The 24,325-nt window shown below is 58.5% G+C and carries 22 protein-coding genes and 2 pseudogenes; 13 read left to right on the top strand and 11 right to left on the bottom strand.

The window, feature by feature from the left end; translation table 11 throughout:
- Positions 1–318 precede the first annotated feature (318 nt).
- The 5 genes from KHO41_RS21815 to KHO41_RS21795 all read right to left on the bottom strand — a co-directional run bounded on the left by KHO41_RS21815 (position 319) and on the right by KHO41_RS21795 (position 5,109).
- Positions 319–1,368 carry a branched-chain amino acid ABC transporter permease gene (locus tag KHO41_RS21815; protein WP_211955360.1) on the bottom strand — a complete coding sequence of 350 codons (1,050 nt, stop codon included), beginning with the start codon at positions 1,366–1,368 and terminating at the stop codon, positions 319–321.
- Entirely contained in the window at positions 1,368–2,255 is an 888-nt protein-coding gene (locus tag KHO41_RS21810) for a branched-chain amino acid ABC transporter permease (protein ID WP_280519710.1), read from the bottom strand. Before KHO41_RS21810 ends, KHO41_RS21815 begins: the two co-directional genes overlap by 1 nt.
- 9 nt (positions 2,256–2,264) lie before the next feature.
- Positions 2,265–3,008, bottom strand: a complete 744-nt coding sequence (locus tag KHO41_RS21805; RefSeq protein WP_211955359.1) for an ABC transporter ATP-binding protein — start codon at positions 3,006–3,008, stop codon at positions 2,265–2,267.
- Between the two features lie 2 nt (positions 3,009–3,010).
- Positions 3,011–3,787, bottom strand: a complete 777-nt coding sequence (locus KHO41_RS21800; protein WP_244873957.1) for an ABC transporter ATP-binding protein — start codon at positions 3,785–3,787, stop codon at positions 3,011–3,013.
- A gap of 107 nt (positions 3,788–3,894) precedes the next feature.
- A complete protein-coding gene (locus KHO41_RS21795) occupies positions 3,895–5,109 on the bottom strand; it encodes an ABC transporter substrate-binding protein (RefSeq protein ID WP_211955357.1) in 1,215 nt (404 codons plus the stop codon).
- Positions 5,110–6,044: 935 nt separating this feature from the next.
- On the opposite strand from KHO41_RS21795, the pseudogene KHO41_RS21785 reads away from it, so the two are divergent.
- A pseudogene (locus tag KHO41_RS21785) lies at positions 6,045–6,258 on the top strand (type II 3-dehydroquinate dehydratase); the annotation flags it as partial.
- 220 nt (positions 6,259–6,478) lie between these two features.
- Here KHO41_RS21785 and KHO41_RS21780 read toward each other — a convergent pair.
- The 5 genes from KHO41_RS21780 to KHO41_RS21760 all read right to left on the bottom strand — a co-directional run bounded on the left by KHO41_RS21780 (position 6,479) and on the right by KHO41_RS21760 (position 11,100).
- Entirely contained in the window at positions 6,479–6,937 is a 459-nt protein-coding gene (locus KHO41_RS21780) for a nuclear transport factor 2 family protein (RefSeq protein ID WP_211955356.1), read from the bottom strand.
- A 102-nt stretch (positions 6,938–7,039) separates the two neighbouring features.
- Positions 7,040–7,960, bottom strand: coding sequence for a LysR family transcriptional regulator (locus KHO41_RS21775; protein ID WP_211955355.1), 921 nt, complete (start codon positions 7,958–7,960; stop codon positions 7,040–7,042).
- Between the two features lie 93 nt (positions 7,961–8,053).
- On the bottom strand, positions 8,054–8,974 hold the full coding sequence (locus KHO41_RS21770; protein WP_244873947.1) for an MBL fold metallo-hydrolase: 921 nt from the start codon (positions 8,972–8,974) through the stop codon (positions 8,054–8,056).
- A gap of 15 nt (positions 8,975–8,989) precedes the next feature.
- Positions 8,990–9,880, bottom strand: coding sequence for an alpha/beta fold hydrolase (locus KHO41_RS21765; protein WP_211955354.1), 891 nt, complete (start codon positions 9,878–9,880; stop codon positions 8,990–8,992).
- A 20-nt stretch (positions 9,881–9,900) separates the two neighbouring features.
- Complete coding sequence (locus KHO41_RS21760) at positions 9,901–11,100, bottom strand: acetyl-CoA C-acetyltransferase (RefSeq protein WP_211955353.1); 1,200 nt, start codon at positions 11,098–11,100, stop codon at positions 9,901–9,903.
- Between the two features lie 327 nt (positions 11,101–11,427).
- Here KHO41_RS21760 and KHO41_RS21755 point away from each other — a divergent pair, with 327 nt between their 5' ends.
- The 12 genes and pseudogenes from KHO41_RS21755 to KHO41_RS21700 form a co-directional block, all read left to right on the top strand.
- Positions 11,428–12,141, top strand: coding sequence for a 3-oxoacid CoA-transferase subunit A (locus KHO41_RS21755; protein ID WP_211955352.1), 714 nt, complete (start codon positions 11,428–11,430; stop codon positions 12,139–12,141).
- 5 nt (positions 12,142–12,146) lie between these two features.
- The gene (locus tag KHO41_RS21750; protein WP_211955351.1) at positions 12,147–12,824 is read left to right on the top strand and encodes a 3-oxoacid CoA-transferase subunit B; all 678 of its coding nucleotides are present in this window, start codon (positions 12,147–12,149) and stop codon (positions 12,822–12,824) included.
- A gap of 76 nt (positions 12,825–12,900) precedes the next feature.
- Positions 12,901–14,178 (top strand): MFS transporter, encoded by a 1,278-nt coding sequence (locus KHO41_RS21745; protein WP_211955350.1) that lies wholly within the window; start codon positions 12,901–12,903, stop codon positions 14,176–14,178.
- A 44-nt stretch (positions 14,179–14,222) separates the two neighbouring features.
- Positions 14,223–15,374 carry an acyl-CoA dehydrogenase family protein gene (locus KHO41_RS21740; RefSeq protein ID WP_211955349.1) on the top strand — a complete coding sequence of 384 codons (1,152 nt, stop codon included), beginning with the start codon at positions 14,223–14,225 and terminating at the stop codon, positions 15,372–15,374.
- Between the two features lie 53 nt (positions 15,375–15,427).
- Positions 15,428–15,706, top strand: coding sequence for a muconolactone Delta-isomerase (locus tag KHO41_RS21735; RefSeq protein WP_211955348.1), 279 nt, complete (start codon positions 15,428–15,430; stop codon positions 15,704–15,706).
- 108 nt (positions 15,707–15,814) lie between these two features.
- The gene (locus KHO41_RS21730; RefSeq protein WP_211955347.1) at positions 15,815–16,990 is read left to right on the top strand and encodes a thiolase family protein; all 1,176 of its coding nucleotides are present in this window, start codon (positions 15,815–15,817) and stop codon (positions 16,988–16,990) included.
- 37 nt (positions 16,991–17,027) lie between these two features.
- Positions 17,028–17,801: an SDR family oxidoreductase gene (locus KHO41_RS21725; RefSeq protein WP_211955346.1), complete on the top strand. Its 774-nt coding sequence runs from the start codon at positions 17,028–17,030 to the stop codon at positions 17,799–17,801.
- Between the two features lie 16 nt (positions 17,802–17,817).
- On the top strand, positions 17,818–18,621 hold the full coding sequence (locus tag KHO41_RS21720) for an enoyl-CoA hydratase/isomerase family protein (RefSeq protein ID WP_211955345.1): 804 nt from the start codon (positions 17,818–17,820) through the stop codon (positions 18,619–18,621).
- A 211-nt stretch (positions 18,622–18,832) separates the two neighbouring features.
- Positions 18,833–19,822 (top strand): tripartite tricarboxylate transporter substrate binding protein, encoded by a 990-nt coding sequence (locus KHO41_RS21715; RefSeq protein WP_211955344.1) that lies wholly within the window; start codon positions 18,833–18,835, stop codon positions 19,820–19,822.
- Between the two features lie 123 nt (positions 19,823–19,945).
- Positions 19,946–20,851, top strand: a complete 906-nt coding sequence (locus KHO41_RS21710; RefSeq protein WP_211955343.1) for a Bug family tripartite tricarboxylate transporter substrate binding protein — start codon at positions 19,946–19,948, stop codon at positions 20,849–20,851.
- 120 nt (positions 20,852–20,971) lie between these two features.
- Entirely contained in the window at positions 20,972–21,817 is an 846-nt protein-coding gene (locus tag KHO41_RS21705; RefSeq protein WP_211955342.1) for an alpha/beta fold hydrolase, read from the top strand.
- 778 nt (positions 21,818–22,595) lie between these two features.
- Positions 22,596–22,838: pseudogene (locus KHO41_RS21700) on the top strand (IS701 family transposase); the annotation flags it as partial.
- Between the two features lie 412 nt (positions 22,839–23,250).
- On the opposite strand, the gene KHO41_RS21695 reads toward KHO41_RS21700, so the two are convergent.
- Positions 23,251–24,099, bottom strand: a complete 849-nt coding sequence (locus KHO41_RS21695) for a reverse transcriptase domain-containing protein (protein WP_244873946.1) — start codon at positions 24,097–24,099, stop codon at positions 23,251–23,253.
- Between the last annotated feature and the right edge of the window lie 226 nt (positions 24,100–24,325).

The following is a 24,325-nucleotide window of genomic DNA, read 5'->3' as shown; positions in this document are numbered from 1 at the left end:
GAGAATTTGGGGACGAAAGGGTGGTGTGGACTGAAAAGCCACTTGCGTTACTGGGGCAAGCGCCTCCCTTCTAAAAGAGCCGTACGCGTCGCTCAGCCGTGCGTAGCCCAACCGTAATATGACGATTACATCACATTTATTCGGGCGCTAGGCGTCCAGACTGCGCCGGACGGTACGAACGAAAAAAGCGCCGCCAGAAACATCCTGGCGGCAGCAAAACCCCGACTAAAAAACGTCCTCGTGGTCAGACGTCTGCGATCAGTTCGCAACCTCGGGTGTTGCGATTCCGGAGGAGTTCCCCCGGAAGAAGCTGAATTCTTACCTCGGCGGCCGACTGGCGAACGTCTTCCACCAACCGTCCACCTCACCAACGATGCCTCTGCGGAACGTCAGCACACAGACAACGAAGACCACGCCGATCACCATGGAAACAGATTCGCCGAGGGAGCCGAACCAGGCTATGCCAGTGGCACTAGCCAGGAAGTCGCCAATGTCGCCAAGCTTGTTCTCGAGTGCAACGATTACAAACGCGCCAACGATTGGTCCTGCCATGGTTCCGAGACCGCCCACGAGCGTCATCAAGATGACCGTGCCAGACATCGACCAGTGGACATCAGTCAGGGTTTCGAAGCCAAGTACTAACGCCTTGAGGGCACCCGCGAGTCCGGAGAGCGCAGCAGATAGAACGAAGGCGACAAGTTTGAAGCGTGCGGTGTCGTAGCCTAGTGAGATGGTGCGCGGTTCGTTTTCCTTAATCGCCCGAAGGATTTGCCCAAATGGCGAATGCACAATGCGTGCAATCAATGCAAACGCCGCGACGATGATCACTAGTCCGACGTAGTAGAGGGTCGTGTCGTCGGATAGCGGTAGCAGACCGAAGAGCTTTCCACGAGGAATACCCTGCAAGCCATCCTCGCCACCTGTAAACGGAGTCTGCAGGAAGAAGAAAAATAGCATCTGTGCAAGTGCCAGCGTAATCATGGCGAAGTAGATGCCCTGGCGACGAATTGCGAGCGAGCCAACGACGTAGCCAAGTCCCGCGCCAGCAGCAAGGCCGATGAGTAAGCCGAGTTCCGGTGTGACACCCCAGGCCTTCATAGCGTAGCCGCCAACATATCCGGCGGCACCGAAGAAGGCCGCATGCCCAAACGAAAGCAATCCCGTGTATCCAATCAATAGATTGAAGGCACATGCGAACAGCGCAAAGCACAGAACTTTCAGCAAGAACACAGGGTAAGCGCCGATCCACGGGGCCACCAGCAGTGCCCCCAAGAGCCCCGCGTAAAGCACGGCCGGCAGCCTCGCACCAAAGAGCCATGGCGAGCCCTGATGTTCTGCGTTCGCACCAACTACGGACTGACCATTCATCACTTATCCCTCCCGAAAAGCCCAGCCGGGCGCAGCAGCAGCACAACGACCATAATGAAAAACACGACCGTGGAGGACGCCTCCGGATAGATGACCTTGGTAATTCCCTCAACTACCCCAAGCCCAAGCCCGGTGATGATTGAGCCAAGAATTGAGCCCATACCGCCAATGACCACCACAGCAAACACAACGATGATGAGGTTCTGCCCCATTAGCGGCGACACTTGGACGACAGGCGCCGCCATGACACCGGCAAGCGCAGCTAAAGCAACACCACAGGCATAGGTCAGAGTAATCATGCGTGGAACATTCACACCAAAGGACTCGACAATCTTCGGGTTCTCCGTGCCGGCCCGCAGGTATGCGCCCAGCTTTGTGCGTTCAATGACGAACCAAGTCGCCAGACATACGCTGATGGACGCACCAACGACCCAGGCGCGGTAGTTCGGCAGAATCATGAAGCCGATGTCAGTGGCACCGGTCAATAGGTCAGGCGTTGAGTACGGGAGCCCGGACACCCCGTATGCGGACCGAAAGATGCCCTCGATGACCAGCGTAATGCCCAGTGTCAGGAGTAGACCGTAGATGTGATCGAGCTTGTATATCCAGCGAAGCATCGACCGCTCAATAGCTACGCCGATGGCAGCCACGATGAGCGGTGCCAACAGCAGCATCACCCAATAGCTTAGTCCGGCATACTGCATGCCCATCCAAGCCAACACCGCGCCCAGCATGAACAAGGCACCATGCGCAAAGTTGATTACGTTTAGCAGGCCAAAAATAACCGCCAGGCCCAGGCTGAGCATGGCGTAGAAGGCGCCGTTCACGAACCCCAACAGCAACTGCGACAGGATGGCGGGCAACGGAATTCCAAAAATTTCAGGCACGACAACTCCTTACACGCCAAGCAGCTCATGGAGCTTCGGCAATTTCTGTTCAAGTTCCTTCGATTCAAAATGCTCGACGATGCCGCCGTGCTCCATCACATAGAACCGGTCAGCCAGTGGTGCTGCAAACCGGAAGTTCTGCTCGACCATGACGACGGTGTAACCTTTCTTCTTGAGCATCAGAATCATGCGTGCGAGCGCTTGTACAATGACTGGCGCCAGGCCTTCGGAAATTTCATCAAGCAGCAGCAGATTCGCACCGGTTCGCAAGATGCGCCCCACCGCCAGCATTTGCTGCTCCCCACCGGACAAACGTGTGCCCTGACTCTGCCGACGCTCCTTTAGGTTGGGGAACATCTCGTATATCTCGTCCTCCCCCATGCCAGTCCCGGCGGTCTTCAGTTGCGGTGGCAGCAGCAGGTTCTCCTCACAAGAAAGACTGGCAAAGATGCCGCGCTCTTCGGGGCAGTAGCCAATACCACAATGGGCAATCTTGTGCGTCGGAAAGTGTATGGTTTCGGTGCCGTTGACCTTAATCGAACCGCGACGGGCACCGGTCATCCCCATGATGGCGCGAAGCGTCGTGGTACGGCCCGCTCCATTGCGACCGAGTAGCGTCACCACCTCGCCAGAGCGAACTGTCAGGTCTACGCCATGGAGGATGTGGGATTCGCCGTACCAGGCATGCAGGTCTCGGATTTCCAGCACAGGCGAACCACCCGTACCACTGGATTTTGGTGTTGTAGCGGCCATGATTAGTGCGCCCCCCCCAAGTCGGCCTCGGTCGAACCCATGTAGGCTTCAATTACCCGTGGATCGCTCGAAACGTCCGCATATGCACCCTCAGCCAGAATTGCTCCCCGCTGCAGCACCGTAATCCTGTCCGCAATGGACGAAACAACGTTCATGTTATGCTCGACCATCAGGACCGTACGCCCGGTCGAGACCTTCTTGATGAGCCGCGCGACTCGGTCGACGTCTTCATGCCCCATTCCCTGGGTCGGCTCATCCAGCAGCATCAATTGCGGCTCCATGGCGAGCGTCGTGGCAATCTCAAGTGCGCGCTTACGTCCGTATGCAAGGTTGACAGTTATCGTGTCGGCCATTTCTGCAAGCCCCACTTCATCTAGTAACTCCATCGCTGCGTTATCGAGCATCTTGAGTGATTTGTCCGATCGCCAGAACTGAAACGCGGTACCTAACCTGCGCTGCAGCCCCACACGTACGTTCTCCAACACAGTAAGGTGAGGAAAAACTGCAGATATTTGGAAAGACCGGATGACACCCCGGCGGGCGACTCTGGCGGGAGCCTCGTGGGTGATGTCAATGTCGTTGAAGTGAATGGTTCCCGCAGAGGGCTCCAGAAATTTTGTGAGCAGATTGAAGCACGTGGTCTTCCCTGCTCCGTTGGGTCCAATCAATGCGTGAATCGAACCGCGCTGCACGGAGAAGCTGACGTCATTGACAGCGGTAAATCCTTTGAAGGATTTGCTTAGGTTTCGAACTACCAGGATGGAGGATGACATCGCAATTCGTCATGTTTGAAGGTGCGCCTCGCCCCGCCAGAATGCGCAATGCATTCAGCGTCTTTCTCCGCAGCGGCAGGCCTGCCGCCGAGGAGAAAGTTATTGAGAGGTGGTTACTTCCGGACTAGCGGGCACTTGCTCTCGGCAAGTGGGCGGAAGGCTTGGTCAGCGGGGATGGTCTTCAGTAACGTCATATAGTCCCAAGCGTACTTGGACTCGCTGGGTTTCTTCACCTTATAAACGTACATGTCGTGCACCATTCTTCCGTCGGCGCGGATGTGACCGTTGGTCGCGAAGAAGTCATTGATTGGCATCTCTCTCATCTTTGTCATCACAGCGCCGGCCTCGTCAGTACCTGCTGCTTGCACCGCCTTGAGGTAGTGCATGGTCGATGAGTAATCGCCAGCGTCTCCCATATGAGGCATGCGCTTCATCTTTTCGTTAAATCGCTTCGACCATGCGCGCGTCGCGTCATCGCGGTCCCAGTAGAACGCCGTTGTGAGGACGAGCCCCTGTGCCTCCTTCAAGCCAAGCGCGTGGATGTCGGTATCCCATACCAGCAGACCGGCAATGGTTTGCTTACCTTGTGTCAAACCAAACTCTGAAGCTGCCTTCATCGCATTGACGAAGCCCTTGCCGGAACCTGCCATGGCAACCACCTTCGCCTTGGAAGCCTGCGCCTGGAGAAGGAATGACGAGTGATCGCTCGCGTCAACGGGATAGCGAAGCGAGCCGACAACGTTCCCACCAGCAGCCTTGACCACCTGAACCGCATCCGCCTCAAGTGAATGGCCGAAAGCATAATCAGCGGTGAGGAAGTACCAGGAATCGAGCTTCTGCCCGATTAGCGCTTTTGCAGTGCCGGTGGCAAGAGCATAGGTGTCATATGCATAGTGAATGCTATTTGGGGTACATCCGTCGCCGGTCAGGCGGGATGAGCCAGAGCCGTTCACGATTGCAATGCGATTCTTCTCTCTCGCAACGTTCACAACGGACAGTGCCACGGCGGAATTGATGAGGTTCGTCACCATGTCCACGCCACGTGTGTCAAACCATTCGCGCGCACGGGTAGCGGCAACGTCTGGCTTGTTCTGGTGGTCGGCAACGATGACCTCAATCGGCTTCCCAAGGACCTTTCCGCCGAAATCCTGCACCGCCATCTTTACGGCCGTCACCGAGCCCTCTCCCGACTCGTGAGAAAACTGGCCTGACATATCAGTCAACACACCAATCCGCACAACGTCGTCCGATATCTTGGACTGAGCAAGTACGTTACCGCCGCTGACACACAGCGCCATAAACGAGGCCAATACAGCACTTTTGTTCATCTTTGTCTCCTTCACTGAAATCCCGCGATGCAACCGCCAACGTTGGCGCCGACGGCCCGTGAATTCATATTTATTGGACGCAGCGTAGCCAATTACATCCACTTATGCAAGTAACTTTTTTCATAGCGAGGCGACTCGAGCAAGGGCACGGGGCCATTCGAGCGAGGACGGGGAGTATGGGCATTCCGCAGTCCAGGTACTCTATGAAGCAGGCGGCAGAGATCAGCAGCGGCGGAAGATCGATCATTCAGAACGGAAGCAGCGAAAAGCTGCCATCCTCGGAACACAAGGCAACTGCCCCGGCGCGGATAATTGTGTTATGCAAGCTACAATCCTGCGTGAAGGGCGGTCCAAGGCTCCCGTGAAGGAGAGCGTGCAAATGTTGGGGAGGCGATTTCGTTAGGCGCGCCAACTTTCCGCGAGCATGTCGAGGTTTATGCGGTTCGATGGCCAGTGCAAATTCGGTGATGCTGGCCCGATGGGACTGGCTGTCGTGAACTGTAGTAAAGATGGGTCTTCCGCACTTTGTGTGACGCCGAGTCAAGGCCTTGATTTCCGGCCAATTGGTCTACGTTGATTGTTACCATGAGGCAAGTTCTCGGTGGGATCAAACGTATTCTCGCCCGTGTGGGGAAGCGCTTCGTCTCTAGCGAAGTGCAAGGGGAGACCATTACTGTCGAAGCCCGCAGTACAGTTCCCAGGGCACCGTGCCCGGCCTGCCATAGTTGGAGTCACCGACTCCACGGCCACTATGTGCGCAAGCTGGAAGAACGTCCAATTTTCGTGCAGCGGGTCGTTCTCGCCATTGAGGTACGTCGCTTCAAGTGTATGAACGCCAACTGCCCTCGTCGTACGTTTGCCGAGAACATCCACGCCTTGGCCGATCGGTATCAACGTCGTACGCGATCGCAGGCTCGGGCGTTACACGCGCTGGGGCGGGCTTCTCGTTCGGACGGATTCCAGTACTCGATGCCGTAAAGCTTATCCGCAGGCCGGTGGTGGAAGTGCATATCACCAACATCCATCGTCGCTCCGAGGAATACCGCCACTCGACGATCTCGGTGGCCGCCACCGCTGTGATCTGTGGGGCTACGGCGAACGGCTCTGGCGATCCGCGCGGTTGAAGATCTCCGGGGTAATCAGAGTTGACCCCACCCTTTCATTTCTGAGGGATGCAGTCTCCGGGAGGAGTCCTCTGAATCTGCCGGAGACCGGAATGTCCTCGCTCCCTTGCCCGACCACCTCCCAGGGTCTTGGCAGAGGCGGCGAATCATCCATTGCTCGAGGGAGCGGCCCGCTCGCACGCGCGGATTGCTGGCGCTCATCCACTGCCTGCACGCACCGCGCTTGTCTCTCGGAACCGCAGATACTACGGGCCAGCTCTGTCCAGCAACGGCATTGGCGGTTTTCCACTAAAGCCGTCTTTCAACTCACTATAAAAGTAGAAGCTGATCTTTCGGGAGTGAAATCGCCAGCCTTGCGGCGTACGAACTAACACATCGTCGTAATGTCCTGCAGATACATAGGACTTTCCGCTGCTGACCGACAGATACAGCATCGATATCCGTCCCGTTGCAATATCTCCGTCGATCGACACAGTGCCATTGGTACAGAAATGCCAAAAGCCCTCTGCTAATGCCGGCACGTCCTCTGAAAAGAAGCGGTGAATCTCCTCACGGCCTACTGCACGGTCTATCCCTTCAAACACCCCATCCTCAGTAAATAGTCCAACGAAAGACTCCCACCGCCGCGAGTCAAGCAAGTCGCAGTAGCGACCACGCAACTGCGTAATTTCGAGCTCATCTGCCAGCCGCTGCAGGCGTAACATTACTTCGTCCGGAACATTGGACTCACTTTTCCCGATCGTACTGGAATTTTGGTACGACAACCTTGCCTCCTATAGGGCTGTTCTGTTTGGGAGCGACTTCCGCTAGAAATTCGCCGGTGCACCGTTTGGTGTCTGACGGTATTCGTCCACGAGCATCGTGGCGAATTCGCGCGCGATCGGTGACAGTTCTGCGAACTCGCGGGCGCATACGCGGAACTCACGAATCGACCATGGGTCGCTGAGGTCGCGCACCCCAATGGAAATATGCGCGGTTAACCGCGCGATGCAGGCCTTCGGCACCAGCGCGATACCGGCACCTGCTTCGACCATGCGCACGATCGCGTCCGTCCCGGCGACCTGGACACGGATGGTAATCTGTTTGTTCAATGCGGCAGCCGCTCTCGCATAGAAGCCGTTGGACGCCGCCCCCTCCATCAGCGCAACGAACGGGTAGTCCAAAGTATCTTTGAAGTAGACGTGCTCACGCGACAATAGCGGGTGGTCCGGTGGCGTGATCAGCATGAGTTGGCTCGACACAAACGGCACACTTTCCACGCCGTCTGTGATGACGCTGCCCGAGATCACGCCGATTTCGGCCATTCCCTCTCGCACGTTGCGTACGATCTCATCGCTCATGCGCTCGCGCATGTCCACATGCACGTCTGTAAAAACTTTCAAGAAGCGCCCAAGGACCGGCGGCAAATACTCCGTGACTGCAGTAGTGTTCGCTTGCAACCGCAGCTGCCCACTGAGTCCATTAGAGAATTGCTGCAACTCGGCACTGAGCACATCGAGCTGAGATAGGACGTGGCGTGCCCCGTTCAGATAGGCACGACCCGCCTCGGTCAAGACCACTCGCTGGGGGGAGCGGTCAAGTAACCGCAACTGCAACCGCTCTTCGAGATGCTTAATACGGTTGCTTGCCGCGGGCACTGACAGGAACGTTCGCTCCGCTCCGCGGGTGAGGCTGGACGTGTCGGCCACATTGACGAAAAGCCGAAAGTCAGTGATGTCGAAGTACATGTTTGCCACGGGTGCGCCTTGCTCCGTAAGAGGCCGCGCTCGGCATGCGCCGCCCACGACCTCCTGAATTGGAAAGCGGGAAACCGCCCAAACTTACCACGTCGCCGGCTCAAACCGAAAGCGTTCCCCTTCCCGCCGGACATAGCCGCAATAAGGTGCGCCAAAATGCACTGGCAGTACCAGCGCCTCCCGCTGGGCCGCGCGCTCCAGGAAACTCCAGCGCGTCTCCCTCGCTTTGTCCGCCCAGATGCAATAGCCGGAATTGATCTCCGGGTACACAATCTGCAACGGACTATGGAGAATATCGCCGCAGAATATTGCCTCTTCGCCGCGCGAACGCACGCGCAATGCCACTTGGCCGGGACTGTGTCCTGGTGCAGCTTCGACGCTGAGCACACCGGCGATCTCCTCCGGCCCATCGATCATTTGGGCCAACCCCTCGTCAACGATGGGTAACACGCTGTCGAAAAACGAATCGCCGAAAACGTCAATCACCCCGGACTCCCGATTGCGCCCCTCCTTACAGAACAAGAAGTCCTGTTTTGGCAGGTGGTACGTTGCATTGGGGAATGTCGGCACCCAGCGATCGTCTTGCCAGGAAGTATTCCAACCAACGTGATCCGCGTGCAGGTGGGTCAATACCACGTGCGTGACCTTGTCCGGCGCCGCTCCCGCCGCGGTTAGCCATTCGCGCACTAAAGTGTTGAGCATGTGCATGCGTGGGATGCCTGGCCGCGGTTTGAAATTGCCGACTCCGGTGTCGACAACGATAATCTCGGATCCGGCATGCACCACCCAGAGTTGGATGGTAACAATCAGCTTGTTCATGTGCGGCACCCAATGGTGCGGTGCCATCGTAGCGCGCGCCGACTCTAGAGAGTCGGCTGATAGGTCAGGAAAAAGGAAGGCCGGATCGTGGGTCGGACCACTGTATTCGAGGATCTGCGTAACCTTAACGTCCCCAACCATTCTTGAATGCATCATTTCCTTGTCTCCTAATTCCTTGATCTTCAACACTCAATCCAAGTGTTAACCTAATGCTGCCAGCACCTGTGCCAGCGGTGCGCCACCGAGCGCACGATGGCGCAGGAGCGTGCTCACTAATCCGGGACTCTGCACCGGCATGAAATGTCCCGAGGCCACCGTACCGAACGCGATACTCCTTCCGAGCGCCGCCAATTTGGCAATATCCCCAGGCGGGCGCAACGCATCGTGATACCCGGCAATCAGCGTCACTTCAGTAGACAGCTCCGCAAGATCTCCTGCCAAGTCGGTTCCAGCAAGCATTTCGAGCACGTATGCAAAGCTGGAAGCATCATTGGCTAGGCTACGGCGCAAATATCGCGTGCGCTGCAGCAAATTTTGTGCGCCCTCGCCAGCGAAATTCGATGGCCAGCCAAGCTCAAACAGGGCCGGATATGCCGTACGCATACCGTACTCACGAAGCCGAGCTGCCAGCGCCAGAGTGCTAGCCTGCTTCGCGGGAATGACACCGCAGGCCGGCGCCAAGCCGACAACACGCACGACACGATCCGCGTTGCGTGCCGCAAAGCGTAGTGCAATCGCAGCGCCCACCGCGACGCCCACGAGAATCAAAGGGCGTCGTTCGTCAAGCGCCTCCAGCAACGCGTGAAGGTCGTCCACGTGATCGTCGAGCGCCACAGAGCCATTCAACTTCTCCGAGCCGCCCGCGCCGCGCGTGTCGTAGCGCAACCAATTGACGCTCTCGCCGAGAGACTTACACACAGCATCCCAGGACTCCAGCGTTCCACCCATCTCATGGATCAGGACCAACAGCGGTCCCGCCCCTGCGTGCCTTGAATAGCGGAGGCTGACGCCGTTCACTTCCAACCAATCCATTTTCTCTGCAGCTGGACAATTCGCGCCCATCACAGCAGGGACAGCAATATCGGTACTCATTCCTTTCCTCGCTTCGTCCGCTAGATCCGTTCGAACAACGCTGCTATGCCTTGTCCGCCGCCGATGCACATCGTCTCCAAGCCGTACTTCGCCTCCCGTCGCTGCATCTCATGCAACAGGGTCGTCATGATTCGCAACCCCGTGGCGCCGACTGGATGCCCCAGCGAAATCCCAGAGCCATTTACGTTGACGCGTGAGTCGCCGTCGATATGCCATTCCCTCAATACAGCGAGCGCCTGGGCCGCAAAGGCTTCATTGAGTTCGATGAGATCAATATCGGCGAGGGCCATGCCTTGGCGTCCGAGAAGTTTCGACACAGCCGGGACAGGACCGATGCCCATACGAGCAGGCTCGCAACCGGCCGAAGCCCAGCCAGCAAAGCGCGCCATTGGCGCGAGGCCATGTCGTTCGGCGTAAGACTCCGAGACCACAAGACAGCCGGCCGCTGCGTCATTTTGCTGGCTGGCGTTTCCAGCAGTAGTAACGCCACCAGGCAGCAACGGGCGCAATGCAGCGAGGCTCTCCATCGTGGTGTCAGCACGAACCCCTTCGTCCCGATCGACCAGCAGCGGCTCCCCACGCTGCTGCGGCACCTTGATGCTTAGAACTTCTGACGAAAAGCGTCCCGCTTCCCATGCCGCGGCGGCCAGACGATGGCTGCGCAAGGCAAAGGCGTCTGCGTCCGCTCGCGTCACCCCATACTCGCGCGCGAGGTTTTCTGCCGTTTCGGGCATGCCGGAGATGCGTCCGAAGCGGGCCTGCGGCTGAGAGCGCTCACGACCACGGTCAAGCCTGTCGTAGAAGGCGACATTACCGCTGCGGCTGCCCCAGCGCATGTCGGTGCTGTAGTACTCGATATTGCTCATGCTCTCGACGCCGACGACCAGCACCGCGTCTGCTTGTCCGGTCTGGACGCTCATTGCCGCATTGGCGAGCGCTTGCAGGCCAGATCCGCAACGCCGATCAAGTGAATAGCCAGGCACCTCAACCGGCAGCCCTGCGGACAACGCCGCGTAGCGCCCCATACATGGGGCCTCGCTAGACGCATAGCTCTGCGAGACGATGACCTCATCGATCGTCTCCGCCGCGATTTCGGAACGCTCCAGTACCGCCTGAATCACCCGCACGGCAAGCTGCTCGGCTTCAAGCGGTCGCATTGCACCACCGAACTTCCCGATGGGTGTGCGGACGGGGTGGGCGATCAGTGCATGTCTCGTCATAACTCTTCTCTCTCGCTGTATCGATGGCATTGGTGTTGCGGCGTCAGGATGGCGGCAATGGTGAGGCAGCTCAATTTTCGAATGCGAAAGATGGCATTACAGCGGCGCAAACGTGGACCACTAGCGAGGTGAGCAGGGGATTTCCCGCCCACCATAACGTCGTGCACCGCTCTTTAACCGCAAGCTAATTTGATGTTGTCCATTGCGAAATTGCGCCGAGCAGGCGTATTCGGCAACCTTGTCTCCCACAACACGTGCCATCCAACGCCGCCAGTCCACATCGGACAAATCAATCCGGCAGCCCGGCCTCAATGAGAGACAAGCAAGATGATCGACAAGATAGTGCCAAGTTGCGCTGACGCCCTGTCCTCCGTCCCCGACGGTGCGAGCATCGCCATCGGCGGATTCGGCGGCGCCGGCATGCCTGAGGAACTGATTGTGGCGCTGCTCGATCAGGGCGCGCGTGACCTCACCGTGGTCACCAATAATGCTGGCCAAGGCGAGACCGGAATTGCCGCCCTACTGAAGGCACGACGTGTCCGAAAAATTGTCTGCTCCTACCCCCGCATGGCGCGAGCGCACGTGTTTGAGACTCTCTACCGGGAAGGCGCCGTCGAGCTCGAGCTGGTGCCGCAAGGGACTCTCGCCGAGCGTCTGCGCGCAGCCGGCTGTGGCATCGGTGGGTTCTTTACTCCGACCGCCTACGGCACAGCCTTAGCGGAGGGAAAGGAAACTCGCATCCTTGACGGGCGCCCCCACGTCTTCGAGAGGCCATTGGCAGTCGACTATGCACTGATCCACGCCCAGGTTGGCGATCGCTGGGGCAACCTCGTCTATCGCAACACTGCACGAAACTTCGGGCCGATTATGGCAATGGCAGCACGACACACCATCGCCACCGTCGCAGAGATTCGCGACCTGGGGGGGCTCAGCCCCGAATCCATCATCACCCCTGGCATCTTCGTTGATGCTGTGGTGCCGCGCCCTCCAACTGACGCGCCGCATACCGCAAGCGCGATGTCTCCCGAAGCAATGAGCTGACCCGTATGGAAATCGATACCCGCAATCAGATCGCGGCGCGCGTCGCCGGTGACATCCCAGAAGGCGCCTACGTCAACCTCGGCGTCGGACTACCAACGCTGGTGGCCAACCACTTGCCGGCCAACAAAGAAATCTTCCTACACAGCGAAAACGGCGTACTTGGTCGCTGGCGCAGTGCAGCCCCAGGCGAGGAAGATTGGGAAATGATCAACGCCGGCAAAGAGCCGATCGTCCCGGCCCCAGGGGCGGCATTTTTTCACCATGCTGACTCCTTCGGCATGATGCGTGGCGGCCATCTCGACATTTGCGTGCTCGGGGCTTTTCAAGTGTCGCGCCATGGTGATCTCGCGAACTGGCACACCGGTGCCGAAGGTGCCATACCCGCCGTCGGTGGCGCGATGGACCTGGCAATTGGTGCCAAGCGCATATTTGTCATGATGGAGCATCTCGATAGAGACGGCCGCAGCAAGCTGCGCGAGCAATGCAGCTACCCAATAACAGGCCTAGCCTGCGTTAGCCGCATCTACACCGACTTAGCCACGTTCGACATCACGCCAGATGGTGTGCTGGTGCGAGAGCTCGCAGATGGCATCGACATCGAGAGGCTGCGCCGCCTCACCGATATCGAGCTGGATTTCACCGCGCTTGAAATGCCGTCCGATACGGATTCGTCGCTGGGCTGACGCTACCTGCTGAAGTCGCGGCAGTTCCTGCCCCCCGCGCGGGAGGGCAATACATCAAAAAAAGAGAGGTGGAGACATGTTTGCATGGTATCGCGGCGGTAGTCGTCAGGAAAAACGTACTTTCTGGGCTTGCTATTTCGGTTGGGCGCTCGATAGTTTCGACGTTCAGATCTATAGCTTCCTCGTACCCACACTGATGGCCGCGTGGTCCCTCAGTAAGGGAGAAGCTGGGGCCATCGGCACCGCCTCGCTACTAGCGGCCGCACTGGGCGGTTGGCTAGCAGGCATCCTTAGCGACCGTATCGGCCGCGTAAAGGTTTTGATGTTTACGGTGCTTTGGTTCACGCTATTCGGAGTGGTGGCTGGCTTCGCTAGTACTTATGAACAACTGTTGGTCGCGCGCGCGTTGCAGGGGCTCGGGTTTGGTGGCGAATGGGCTGTCGGCGCAGCGCTGATGGCAGAGGTGACGCGCCCGGAATACCGCGGACGCGCCATGGGCTTTGTACAGTCTGGCTTCTGTCTCGGCTGGATCGGCGCGGTGCTGGTGGCAACTTTTGCACTGGCTCATTTCCCCGCCGAGCTCGGCTGGCGGATCGCGTTCTGGATTACCGCGCTGCCTGGCCTTCTCATCGTGCTGGTGCGCCTGGGCGTCCCGGATTCCCAGATCTACGTGCAGTCAGCACGCGCTCGCGGAACTCCGAAGGCCAGCTTCAAATCCGTTTTCCAGCGCGAACATCTCGGCACCTGTCTGACCGCCAGCGCTGTTGTATTCGGCTTGCAAGCGTCCTCGTATGTGGTCACGGTATGGGTTCCTTCCCTGCTGGCTGATCGCGGTCTTCGCTCCAGCTCGATGATCATGACGATCGTTGTGATGGCCATCGGCACCTTCCTCGGCTTCGCCTTCACTGCCTCGTTCAGCGATCGGTGGGGCCGGCGCAATACCCTGCTGGCCATGACCGCCGGCTCGTGGATCGTAACCCTCGCCTACTGCTTCGTTCTGCTTTCGCCATGGCTCGTTCAGATACTTGGTTTGCTGGTCGGCTTCTTTGTGATCGGCATGTTTGCTGCCGTCGGCCCCTTTCTCAGCGAGCTGTTCCCGACAGAAGTACGAACAACGTGCATGGGATTTTCCTACAACGTGGCCAAGACGCTGGGCGCCCTCGCCATCACGGGAGTGGGTGTTGTCTCAGCGCACACAGGCTTGGCTACGGCAATTGGCGCCTGTTGTTTCGCCTCATATCTGATTTCGACAATTGCGCTGCTGCGCCTGCCTGAAACCAAAGGAGTAAGGCTAGACAGCGTCTCTGCGCCGGGAGCAAGCCTTACCGACGGGTTGGAACGTCCACTGGCCTGAGTGCCCTGCCCGCCCACCTGATATCAACTGACTGGGATCACGCTATGTTTCGCCTCACCGACGATCAACACGCCCTCATCGACTCGACGCAACGCATGGTCGAACAGGACATTGCTCCGGTACTTGCCGCACATCCTGCAAACCTTCCGCTACCGAAAGACGCCATGTTGCAGATCTACTCTGTGCTGGCACGCTTTGGCATCACCGCACCCCGACTTCCTCAGGAAGCGGGTGGCGCCGGCCTTTCGATGGTCGACTACGGTTTGATCGTCGAACAATTGCCACCAGTGGTGGCACTCTCGCTGCTGTCCCACGAAGGCACCGTCGCTCGCCTATATGCCGGGGCATCCGAGGAGATCCGTGAAACCTATCTGGCGGATCTGATCGCCGGTAGAAAGATTTGCTGCACTGCAAACACTGAATCAGGCGCGGGCTCCGATTCCCGTGCTGTACGCACTCGCGTCGCCGTCAGCAGGGACTACGCCGCGATTCAAGGGAACAAGATCTGGATCACCAACGCAGCAGTCGCTGATGTATTCAACGTCTCCTGTATCGACAGCGCTGATGGCAGCGGCAAGCCGCAGGCTCGCCGCGTGTTGGTCGACCGTGCCATGTCCCCGTTCGAAGTCCGGGAGATTCCAGTGATGGGACTGCAGCACGGCCATCTTGGCGAACTGCACTTTGATGACTGCCGAGTACCGCTCAGTCACCTGATCGGGGAACAAGGAGACGCGGCCAAGTACCTTACGCTAGGTTGGAACGTCAACCGTCCGCTGATAGGGCTGATGTGTGTTCACCTCGCTCAGCGAGCGTTCGCGCTCGCCCGTGAGCATGCACTCGATCGACGTCAGTTCGGCAAAGCGCTGGCGGCACACCAGCTGATCCAGCAGGACCTGGCCGACATCGAGACGGCCATCATCACCTCGCGTCTGATCTGCCTACATTCGCTCGATGCGGTGGACCGCGGTGTGCGGGCGAACGGGTATTCGGCTATGGCAAAACGCTATGCCACTCAGGCATGCGAGGACGCCATCCGCCTCGCCATGCAAGTACTTGGTGGTATGGGTATCAGCCTAGAAATGGGCGTAGAGCGCCTGTGGCGCGATGCGCGCATGTTCCAGGTGCCAGACGGCACCAATGGCATCCTGGCCCTGATTCAAGGTCGCGAGCTGACCGGCCAGGCGGCATTCGGCTGAAGCACTCTGCTGCGGCCCCCTGCCTACTTCCATCAATCCCGCAAGGAACTGAAATGCTCTTCTGTACCCTTATGACCGTCAAGCTTCCTCCTGACCTCCCAGCCGAGCGAGTCCAAACCTTGCGTGCAGCAGAAACCGCCTTGGCACAAGACTACCAGCGCCAGGGAAAGCTGCGCCATCTGTGGCGCGTCGCCGGTCGCACCGCCAACGTATCTGTCTGGGACTGCGCCGACGCGGACGACTTCCACGCCACTGTCAGCGCACTGCCGCTTTTCCCCTATCTTGAAATCGAGGTGCTGCCACTGGCGAGGCATCCGAGCGCGCTTGACTGACCCTGGTACCGCACCGGGTGCGTGCCATGCGCGCGCCCACTTGTCCGCGGACCATGGAGGCTGCTGGCACCTTCTCCGCCCGCACCACTTTAATCAAAGATCGAAATTATGAGAAACGTAGTAGTCGCCGGAGTTGGCATGACGCCATTCGGCAAATTCCTGCCGCGCAATCTGAAGTCCCTAAGCGAGCAAGCCGTCTCACTAGCTCTGACCGATGCCGGTCTCGCCGCGGACACTATCGACCAAGTCTACTTCGGCAACGCGGCTGCCGGGGTAGTTACCGGTCAGGAAATGATCCGCGCACAATCTTCGCTGCGTAACACTGGACTCGACGGCAAACCCATGTTCAACGTCGAGAACGCTTGCGCATCCAGTAGCACGGCCTTCCATCTCGCCTGGCTCGCGGTAGCATCCGGCGCCTGCGAGACAGCCATTGTAGTTGGCGCCGAGAAGCTTAGCCACGAGGACAAGGCCGTCTCCTTTGGTGCCTTCACGCGTGCTGTGGACCTGGAGGAGCCGTTACCAGAGGGCTATCGCGCCGGCACAGGATCTTTGTTCATGGATCTGTATGCAGCAAAAGCACGCAAATGGATGAGCGAAAGCGGTTGCGAGGCTTCAGACTTTGCACGCGTCGTCGTCAAAAGCCGCTTAGCCGGTTCGCTCAATCCGTTAGCGCAGTTCCGCCAGCCCACTACCGTCGAGGAGGTGCTAAACAGCCGCATGGTAAGCGATCCGCTGACCCTGTTCATGTGTTCTTCGATTGGCGATGGCGCAGCGGCTATCGTACTTTGCTCGGAAGCCCGTGCGGCAACGCTCGACGTTCCCAAAGTGTATGTGCGAGCTAGCGCAGTGGTATCCGCCAAGGCAGCTGGTGAGCGCGAACCTGTTGCCGTAACGGCATCCCGCAAAGCCTACGAGATGGCCGGCATCGGTCCAGAAGACCTGCATGTGATCGAACTGCATGACGCCTCGGCGCCGGCGGAACTCATTCACTATGAAAACCTCGGGTTGTGTGAGGCTGGCGGAGGTGCGGTTGAGCTACTGCGCTCCGGCGCTACCGACCTTGGCGGCAGCGTTAGTGTCAATCCCAGTGGCGGGCTACTCAGCCGCGGCCATCCGATCGGCGCAACTGGCGCCGCCCAAATTATCGAGTTGACGCAGCAACTACGCGGTCGTGCTGGCTCGCGCCAGCGCCCTGGAGCGCGTGTCGCGCTGGCCGAGAACAACGGCGGCCAGCTTGCCGGGGACTCCGCCGCGGCGGTGGTCACCATCTTGTCGCTCTAAGCATACGCCCTTCTCTCTTTTAACCACTGGTCAAAAAATGAACACACAGCAGGTGGCAATCGTCACAGGGGGTGCAAGCGGCATCGGGTTCGGCATCGCTCGTACATTACTGGCAGCCGGATACCGGGTGGCGGTCTGGGATCGCAGTGACGAGGCGGTGGCGTCCGCAGGCGCCCGCCTTGACGCAGAGTTGGACTCCTCCATAGGCAGCGACAGCGAGCACTTCATGGCGTTGGCGGTCGATGTAACCGACAGCAGCGCGGTGGACGCCGCACGAGAGCGCGTGGGTGCCAACTGGAAATGCCCCGATATCCTTGTCAATAACGCCGGAATGACGCGCGACAAGCGCTTTCTTAAGATGAGCGAGGACGACTGGGACACAGTGATCGCCGTCAACCTGAAATCCCAGTTTCTGTGCACACGCAGCCTGGTGCCAGAGATGGTCGCACAGGGATACGGGCGCATTATCAACATTTCTTCCCGCGCTTGGTTGGGCGGATTTGGGCAGGCCAACTATTCCGCGGCAAAAGGAGGCGTCGTGAGCCTCACCCGCTCGCTGGCCATCGAGTTGGCGCGAGATGGCATCACCGTCAATGCCATTGCACCGGGAATTATCGACACGCCATTGCTTCAGAGTTACGACGATGAGGTGCGAGATCGACTCAAGGCAAGCGTCCCCGCACGCCGAATGGGCACGCCCGATGACGTCGCTGCAGCAGTAGCGTTCTTCGCCAGCAATGCAGCCTCATACGTAACGGGTCAGACTCTGTATGTCTGCGGCGGCCGCTCTCTATCCAGTCAAAGCGTTTGAAGCTAGGATTGATCACATGCCCATTCAATCACTGCAATCTGGCGCAGTACTTGTGCTTGAACTTGACGCACCAGAGGCTCTAAACGCACTGACGATTCCAGACCTTCTCAGCCTGCGGCAGCAACTACGTGAAGCGCAGGACAACGATACGGTTCGCGCTATCGTCATCATTGGTGCCGGCGACAAAGCGTTTTGCGCGGGCGCCAACCTTAAGGCGACCTTCCCGCCAGATCAGACATTTGCGCGAGGCCTTCTCGCCAGTCGCGACAAAGAGGCCGAGCAAGGCGGCTATACCCGCTTAATCGACATTAGCGACCTTCAACTGTGGAAGCCCCTCATTGCCGCAGTGAACGGCTATTGCCTTGGCGGCGGGCTCGAACTGGCTTTGCAATGCGACCTGCGCATCGGTAGCAGCAATGCGTCTTTCGCGCTTCCCGAAGTTAAGGTAGCCAGCGTACCGGCAGTCGGTGGCGTGCAGTACCTGCTCAGAGCCGTGCCCGCGGCGCACGCGATGAAGCTTGCTCTTACCGGCGAACGCATCGACGCCGAGCAGGCGTTGCGGATCGGCCTGGTCAGCGATCTTTATCCCCCGGAGACGCTACGCACCAAGGCGCTTGAGATCGCCGATCGAATTGCGGCTAACGGCCCGCTCGCGGTTCAGATGGTCAAGAAGCTTGCTCTCGAAACAGCCCATATGGCGCCCGCACAGTTCGTCGCCCACTCAAATATCGCTTGGGGCGCTCTGCGCGATAGCGCCGATCGCATCGAGGGTAGGCGCGCATTTGCTGAGAGGCGCACACCAAGCTATCGCGGCGCTTGATCCGGAAGGAACTTGCCGCGACTTTCTGTGGTTCCCGGTGCCCTCGCCAACATACGCACACACTAGCGAGCGCAGCCAAGCAACCGAACAAGTTGCGTATCGGACGTTCGGCATATGCTCGTCATCATCGACTGCAACGTCGACGTCACAATCATAAGCCCTTAGATTGCACAACGTACTGAAGGGCGCCCAATTTTTTGCGGAGAGAACAATGAATTGTTTGCCAAGAAAAACCACGGCTCGCACGACCATTGGGCTGTGTCTGGCGCTGTCGCTAGGCGCCGCCGCGTCAGCAGCGACCACGGAGTTTCCCTCCAAACCCATACGCGTCGTTGTTCCATTTCCGGCGGGCGGGACGACCGACCAGGTCGCTCGCATCGTGACCGGCAAAATGCGCGACCAACTTGGGCAGCCCCTGATCATAGATAACAAGGGTGGCGCGGGAACGGTGATTGGCACGCATGATGTTGTTCATAGCGCTCCCGACGGGTACACCCTGCTCTGGACTGCAACCCCGCTGGCGATTAACGCTTCCTTGGTCAGGAAGCTTCCCTTTGATACGGTGAGGGATCTGACGATGGTGGGGAACGTTGCTGCCGTCCCTCTGGTGTTGATCGTTCCTCCCTCATCACCTTACAAGACCATTCAATCCCTCGTCCTGGCTGCTCGGGCAAAGCCGAACTCCCTGAGCTATGGTTCCTCCGGGGTGGGCGGATCCGCGCATCTCGCCACGGCTATGTTCTTGGCCGACGCCGGCATCAAGATGAACCACGTGCCATACAAAGGTAGTGCGCCAGCGGTCAACGATTTGATTAGCGGGCATGTGGACGCGATGTTTGACACATTGTTCCTGACACGCCCCTATGTCGAGGCCGGCAAAGCGCGCGCACTCGCGCAAACCGGCGCAATACGTTCGCCACTGCTCCCTGACGTCCCAACACTTCAGGAGTCAGGGTACAAGAATTTCGTAGTCGAATCGTGGCACGTGGTGGCAGTGCCGGCAGCGACGCCGCCTGCCATTGTGCAAAAGCTCAATGTCGCGCTTGTCGCTGCCTTGCAGTCCCAGGATGTGAGAGATGCCTTAGTAAAACAGGGTCTCGATATTCGGTCGAATTCCCCCGCGGAAGCCAATCGGTATTTCAAGAGCGAGGTCGCTCGTTGGGCAAAGGCGGTCTCGACATCCGGCGCTACCATCGACTGACATGTGCCAACTTTGGCATTCTATTAGAATATTTGGGGCACGAACTTGAGACCAGATTTGCACGTACCATTTCGGCTGGGACGCATGCTATGTGGCCTTCTTCTTGCTGCGGCAGTCTCTGGCGTGACTGCCGCCGACTATCCCGACAAGCCCATACGGATCGTCACACCGTTTCCAGCAGGTGTGAGCACGGACATCGTCGCGCGCACGCTGGCGGACGCGCTGACTGTCCGGCTAGGACAGTCAGTAATCGTCGACAACAAAGCAGGGGCAGATGGCGTGATCGGATTGATGGACGTCGTTCGAGCCAAGCCGGATGGCTATACGCTACTGGTAGCCACTAACGGTCCACTTTCGGCTGGACAGCATCTCAAGAAGAATCCGCCCTACGATGTCTTGCGGGATCTGACGCCGATTTCTGATATTGGCAGGGCCACATTCGCCGTTTATGTCAGCTCCCGTACGCCTGCCAAGTCCCTGCGCGAGTTCATTGCCTATGCCAAGGCCAATCCGGGAAAACTGAACTATGCCTCTGGAAATTTGACTGGGCAGCTATCCTTCGCCCATATTACCAAGGCGGCAGGCATTGATATGACGCATGTCCCTTACAAGGGGGAGACCAGTGCAATGAACGATATCGTCGGTGGCCATGCAGACGCCATCATCGCGACGTTAGGAACGGGCCTGCCAATGGTCAAAGCCGGAAAGCTCAGAATCCTTGCTTTACTCGCCAAGGAGCGCAATTCCGAGGTCCCCAACGTGCAGACCATGACGGAAGCAGGTTTTCCGGAAATTCCAATTCAGTCCTGGTTCGGCATTATGGGGCCTGCCCGCATGCCAACTTCAGTGGTGCAGAAGATCAACCTGGCGGTGACGGAGGCTCTCAAAGACCCATTGGTTATCAAGCGCATGCGCATGATCAATGTCGAGCCCAGACCGTCCACCCCAGAAGCTGCCGCGCATGTGCTGCGCACGCAGTTGGAGGCACACGGAAAAGTCATCCGAGACATGAATCTTCCGATTGACTAGCTGGCATCAGTCGATACCGACACGGCGCGTGTCGACTGGCCCTCGCAAACGAGGGCACGATTTTGCAGACCGCTTCGATACCAGAAGCCCCCTCGTTCGATACCAGAAAACCCTCAAATAATGCTCTGTCAATCCAAGACTGTGGCCTACGGTCTATGCTCTATTGAGTATTTAACGCAGGGGCAAGGATACCCCCTTGTCATTTTGCCTTCGCTAGGCCGAGGCCCGAGTGATTTCGAGCGACTCGCTGAGTTGTTGGCAGACACTGGGTTGAAGGTCATTCTTCCGTATCCTCGTGGCATTGGCCAGAGCCAAGGACCGACCGAGAACTTGACTCTGCATGATCTCGCCGAGGATGTGGCCGCAGTAATCCAGCAGGAAGGCGAACCGGATGCCATCATTGCGGGTCACGCCCTTGGGAACTTTATCGCACGCACCACCGCAGCGGACTTTCCCATGTATGTGCGCGGAGTGGCACTGTTAGCAGCGTCGGCAGGCAAGGCACCAAATGGACAAAGCACCATTCCTCCAGACGTACTAGCGTCGGTGTACCAGAGCGGCGACCTCTCTCTACCCCAATCATTACGGCTGCAGCATCTTCGGAGGGCATTCTTTGCACCTGGAAATGATCCGAAGATTTGGCTACATGGATGGCATCCGGAACTCAAAGCGCTCCAGGATTCGGCCTGGAGGGCGACTCCGGTGGATGACTACTTTGCGGCCGGTTCTGCGCCAGTATTGGACGTTCAGGCACTTCAGGACACTGTGGCACCGAGAGAATTCTCAAATATCCTTAAGAATGCCCTGGGCAATCGCCTAACCATTGTACATGTGGACGGTGCAGGCCACGCGCTGATCCCCGAGCAGCCGGAGGCTGTAGCGATTGCGCTTGGTGACTGGGTCAAGCAACTGCTCGCGCCGCCACGGGTTGCCCCGCTCGGCAGCAAGCGAGTCGAACAGACCTAAGGAAGTTTCTGATTCCGCGCCTATGCCACGCCGAGACAGGGGATCGCGATCGTCCTTGCTGCCACAAATTCACCAAAAGCGAGACATATTCATGGCCATTCGATGAGCCAATTGAGCCCGACTTCATCCGGAGTTATTCGGACCAATGGAATCCACGAGTGAAAACGATGCATCGAGGCAGCTGTTCCACTGAGTTGCTCCATCACATCCGGGCATCTGTGCGCGCACTCCTATCGCGTCCGGTTACATCAAACGAAAGCACGGAAGATCGCCTCGCCACGCTGCTGAATCAAGCACTGTCCGTCGGTTCTCCTTACGACATCGCTGTCGCATTGGCCTGCGGGGCCGAGCTACAAATGTTCCCCCCGAGCGATGTAATGGAACGCTGCACCGCAAAGGTTCATGCATCCGGGCAACCTGATCTTCGAGGAGTCGTATGGGCCGTGAGGCATAGATGCGCGAGGTCACGTGGAGGACCGGGTCAATTCTCCGCTGATTTGGCCCCCGATGGTCACTTCAAACTCCCCCACTTTTGGTCGGGTAGATTCCCCCAGGCTAGGCGAGCTGATTATGAGTCGGCTTTCTCTGATACAACAAGCTAGGTGACCGCTTCCTTGAGGCGATAGCTTTACCTTCGAACTCGAGGAGTTTGGAGCGGTGCATCAGACAGTCGAGGAAGGTGGTGGCGGTGGTGCTGGAGAAATCCGGTTGTGCAGCGACGGTGTAACTCCTTTTCGTCCAGGATCGTCAAAGCGGCGAAAAGTCCCGAACTAAACAGCTCGAGCGCCGAAATGGCGAGCCGGAGCTTACCAATTACTTCCTGTCTACTGCGCCTGCCGATGCGCTTATCGAACAACTGGTGTTCGTAACCAAAATGCCCCTATGGCTTCCTGATGGCCGAACGACTCGTTGCGGTCAAGTCCGAAGGGAATAAAAAAACTCCCTCGAATGCCAGATACTTCCGCTTCCCGCAGATTACATCCGCCGTGGCAGCCCAGCGCGCGCAGCGACACGTGACTAACTCAATCACCACACTCCGCCATCAATTTAGCTTCCACCTGATGCTCAGCCTTGGCATTTGCCCATGTTGCACGTCCGGCTGATCTATCACATTTGTGACACAGTAAGATTATGCTGCAAACGCAATTACGGCATATCGCCATTCTGACCATAGGGTACTCCTTAGGGCCAGACGCTGGCCGATCGCGGCGGTCGACACTTCGCTGCCACGCGCAGCGCCCCTTCGACTGAACTTTGAACGCTCGCGAGAAGACAATCTGACGGCCACCGCTCAGTCTTCCGACACTTAGTCGGGGCTTCTGGCCTGCCGAAGCAGCGTCCGCGCCATCCTGCGGCGGCCAAATCGAGTAGGGTGAGGGGTCACCCCCTCAGCCCTCTCACACCACCGTACGTGCGGTTCCGCATACGGCGGTTCACGAACGAGACTGCAAGCGCCGCTGAGTGTCCAGCAGCGAGATCAGCCCCAAGGCGTCGAAGTAGCGTTTCGGGAAGGCGGCGCCCATATGGCTCGCTCCGGCATTCCACCATGGGCCTTGCCCATTGCGGGCCGAGTGCCAGGCGCGCCTCTCCTCCAGTCCCTGTCGACGCAGCATCGTCGTCCGGGCAGTACGACTGCGGGCTTGGCGCCATAGAAGACACCGAAGCCGCCGTCGCACCCACCCATCCAGATCCTCCAGTGGCCTCTTGCTCTGCGTGTGCTGGAAGTAACCCATCCACCCGCGCAGCACTGGATTCAGCACTGCAATCGTGTGAGTCAGGCTCCTCCCGCGTCCCTGACGCATCAGTTCCTTGATTCGCCCCATCAGCCTTTGCAGGCTTTCCGGCGCAATACGCAGCTTCGCCTGACGATGTGCTGTCACGCTATAACCCAGGAACTTGCGCGCCCACGGGCGTGCGCATGTACTCTTGCCATCGTTGACTTGCAGTTTCAACCGTTCCGCGAGGAACGCCGTCATACGTGCCAACAACTGTTGTCCCGCCACCTTGCTTCGGACGTAGATATTGCAGTCGTCCGCGTAGCGACAGAACGCCAGCCCCCGCTTCTCCAGTTCACGGTCCCAATCCGTCAGCAGGATGTTCGACAGCAATGGTGATAGCGGCCCGCCTTGCGGCGTGCCCTGCCTCCTTGCTTCAACCGCCCCGCCACGCATTAGCCCCGCTTCCAGATACCGCCGGATCAGTTTGAGCACCTCCGCGTCCTTCACCTGCCGTGCCACCCGCGACATCAGGATGTCGTGGTTGACCCGGTCGAAGGAAACCACCACAGACTACCCCTCTCCACCACGTTCCTGAATCTGTTGTCATCACACGATCCGGCCACCCGTTCGAGGGCCGGCGCCTCCAGGTCCTCAGCCGACAGCAACGGGCCGGCCGATTGCACCTTCTGCTGACGCTTCCCGACCAATCACGTGGGCTGATTCCCGCCGACTGGACCGATTTCGCTGCCGCCTCCGGCAGCGTTCCCACAGGTACCGGCGCCCCAACATC

The organism is Cupriavidus numazuensis (assembly GCF_905397435.1).
Classification (GTDB): domain Bacteria; phylum Pseudomonadota; class Gammaproteobacteria; order Burkholderiales; family Burkholderiaceae; genus Cupriavidus; species Cupriavidus numazuensis.
This window is presented reverse-complemented; position numbering and strand designations above follow the sequence as displayed.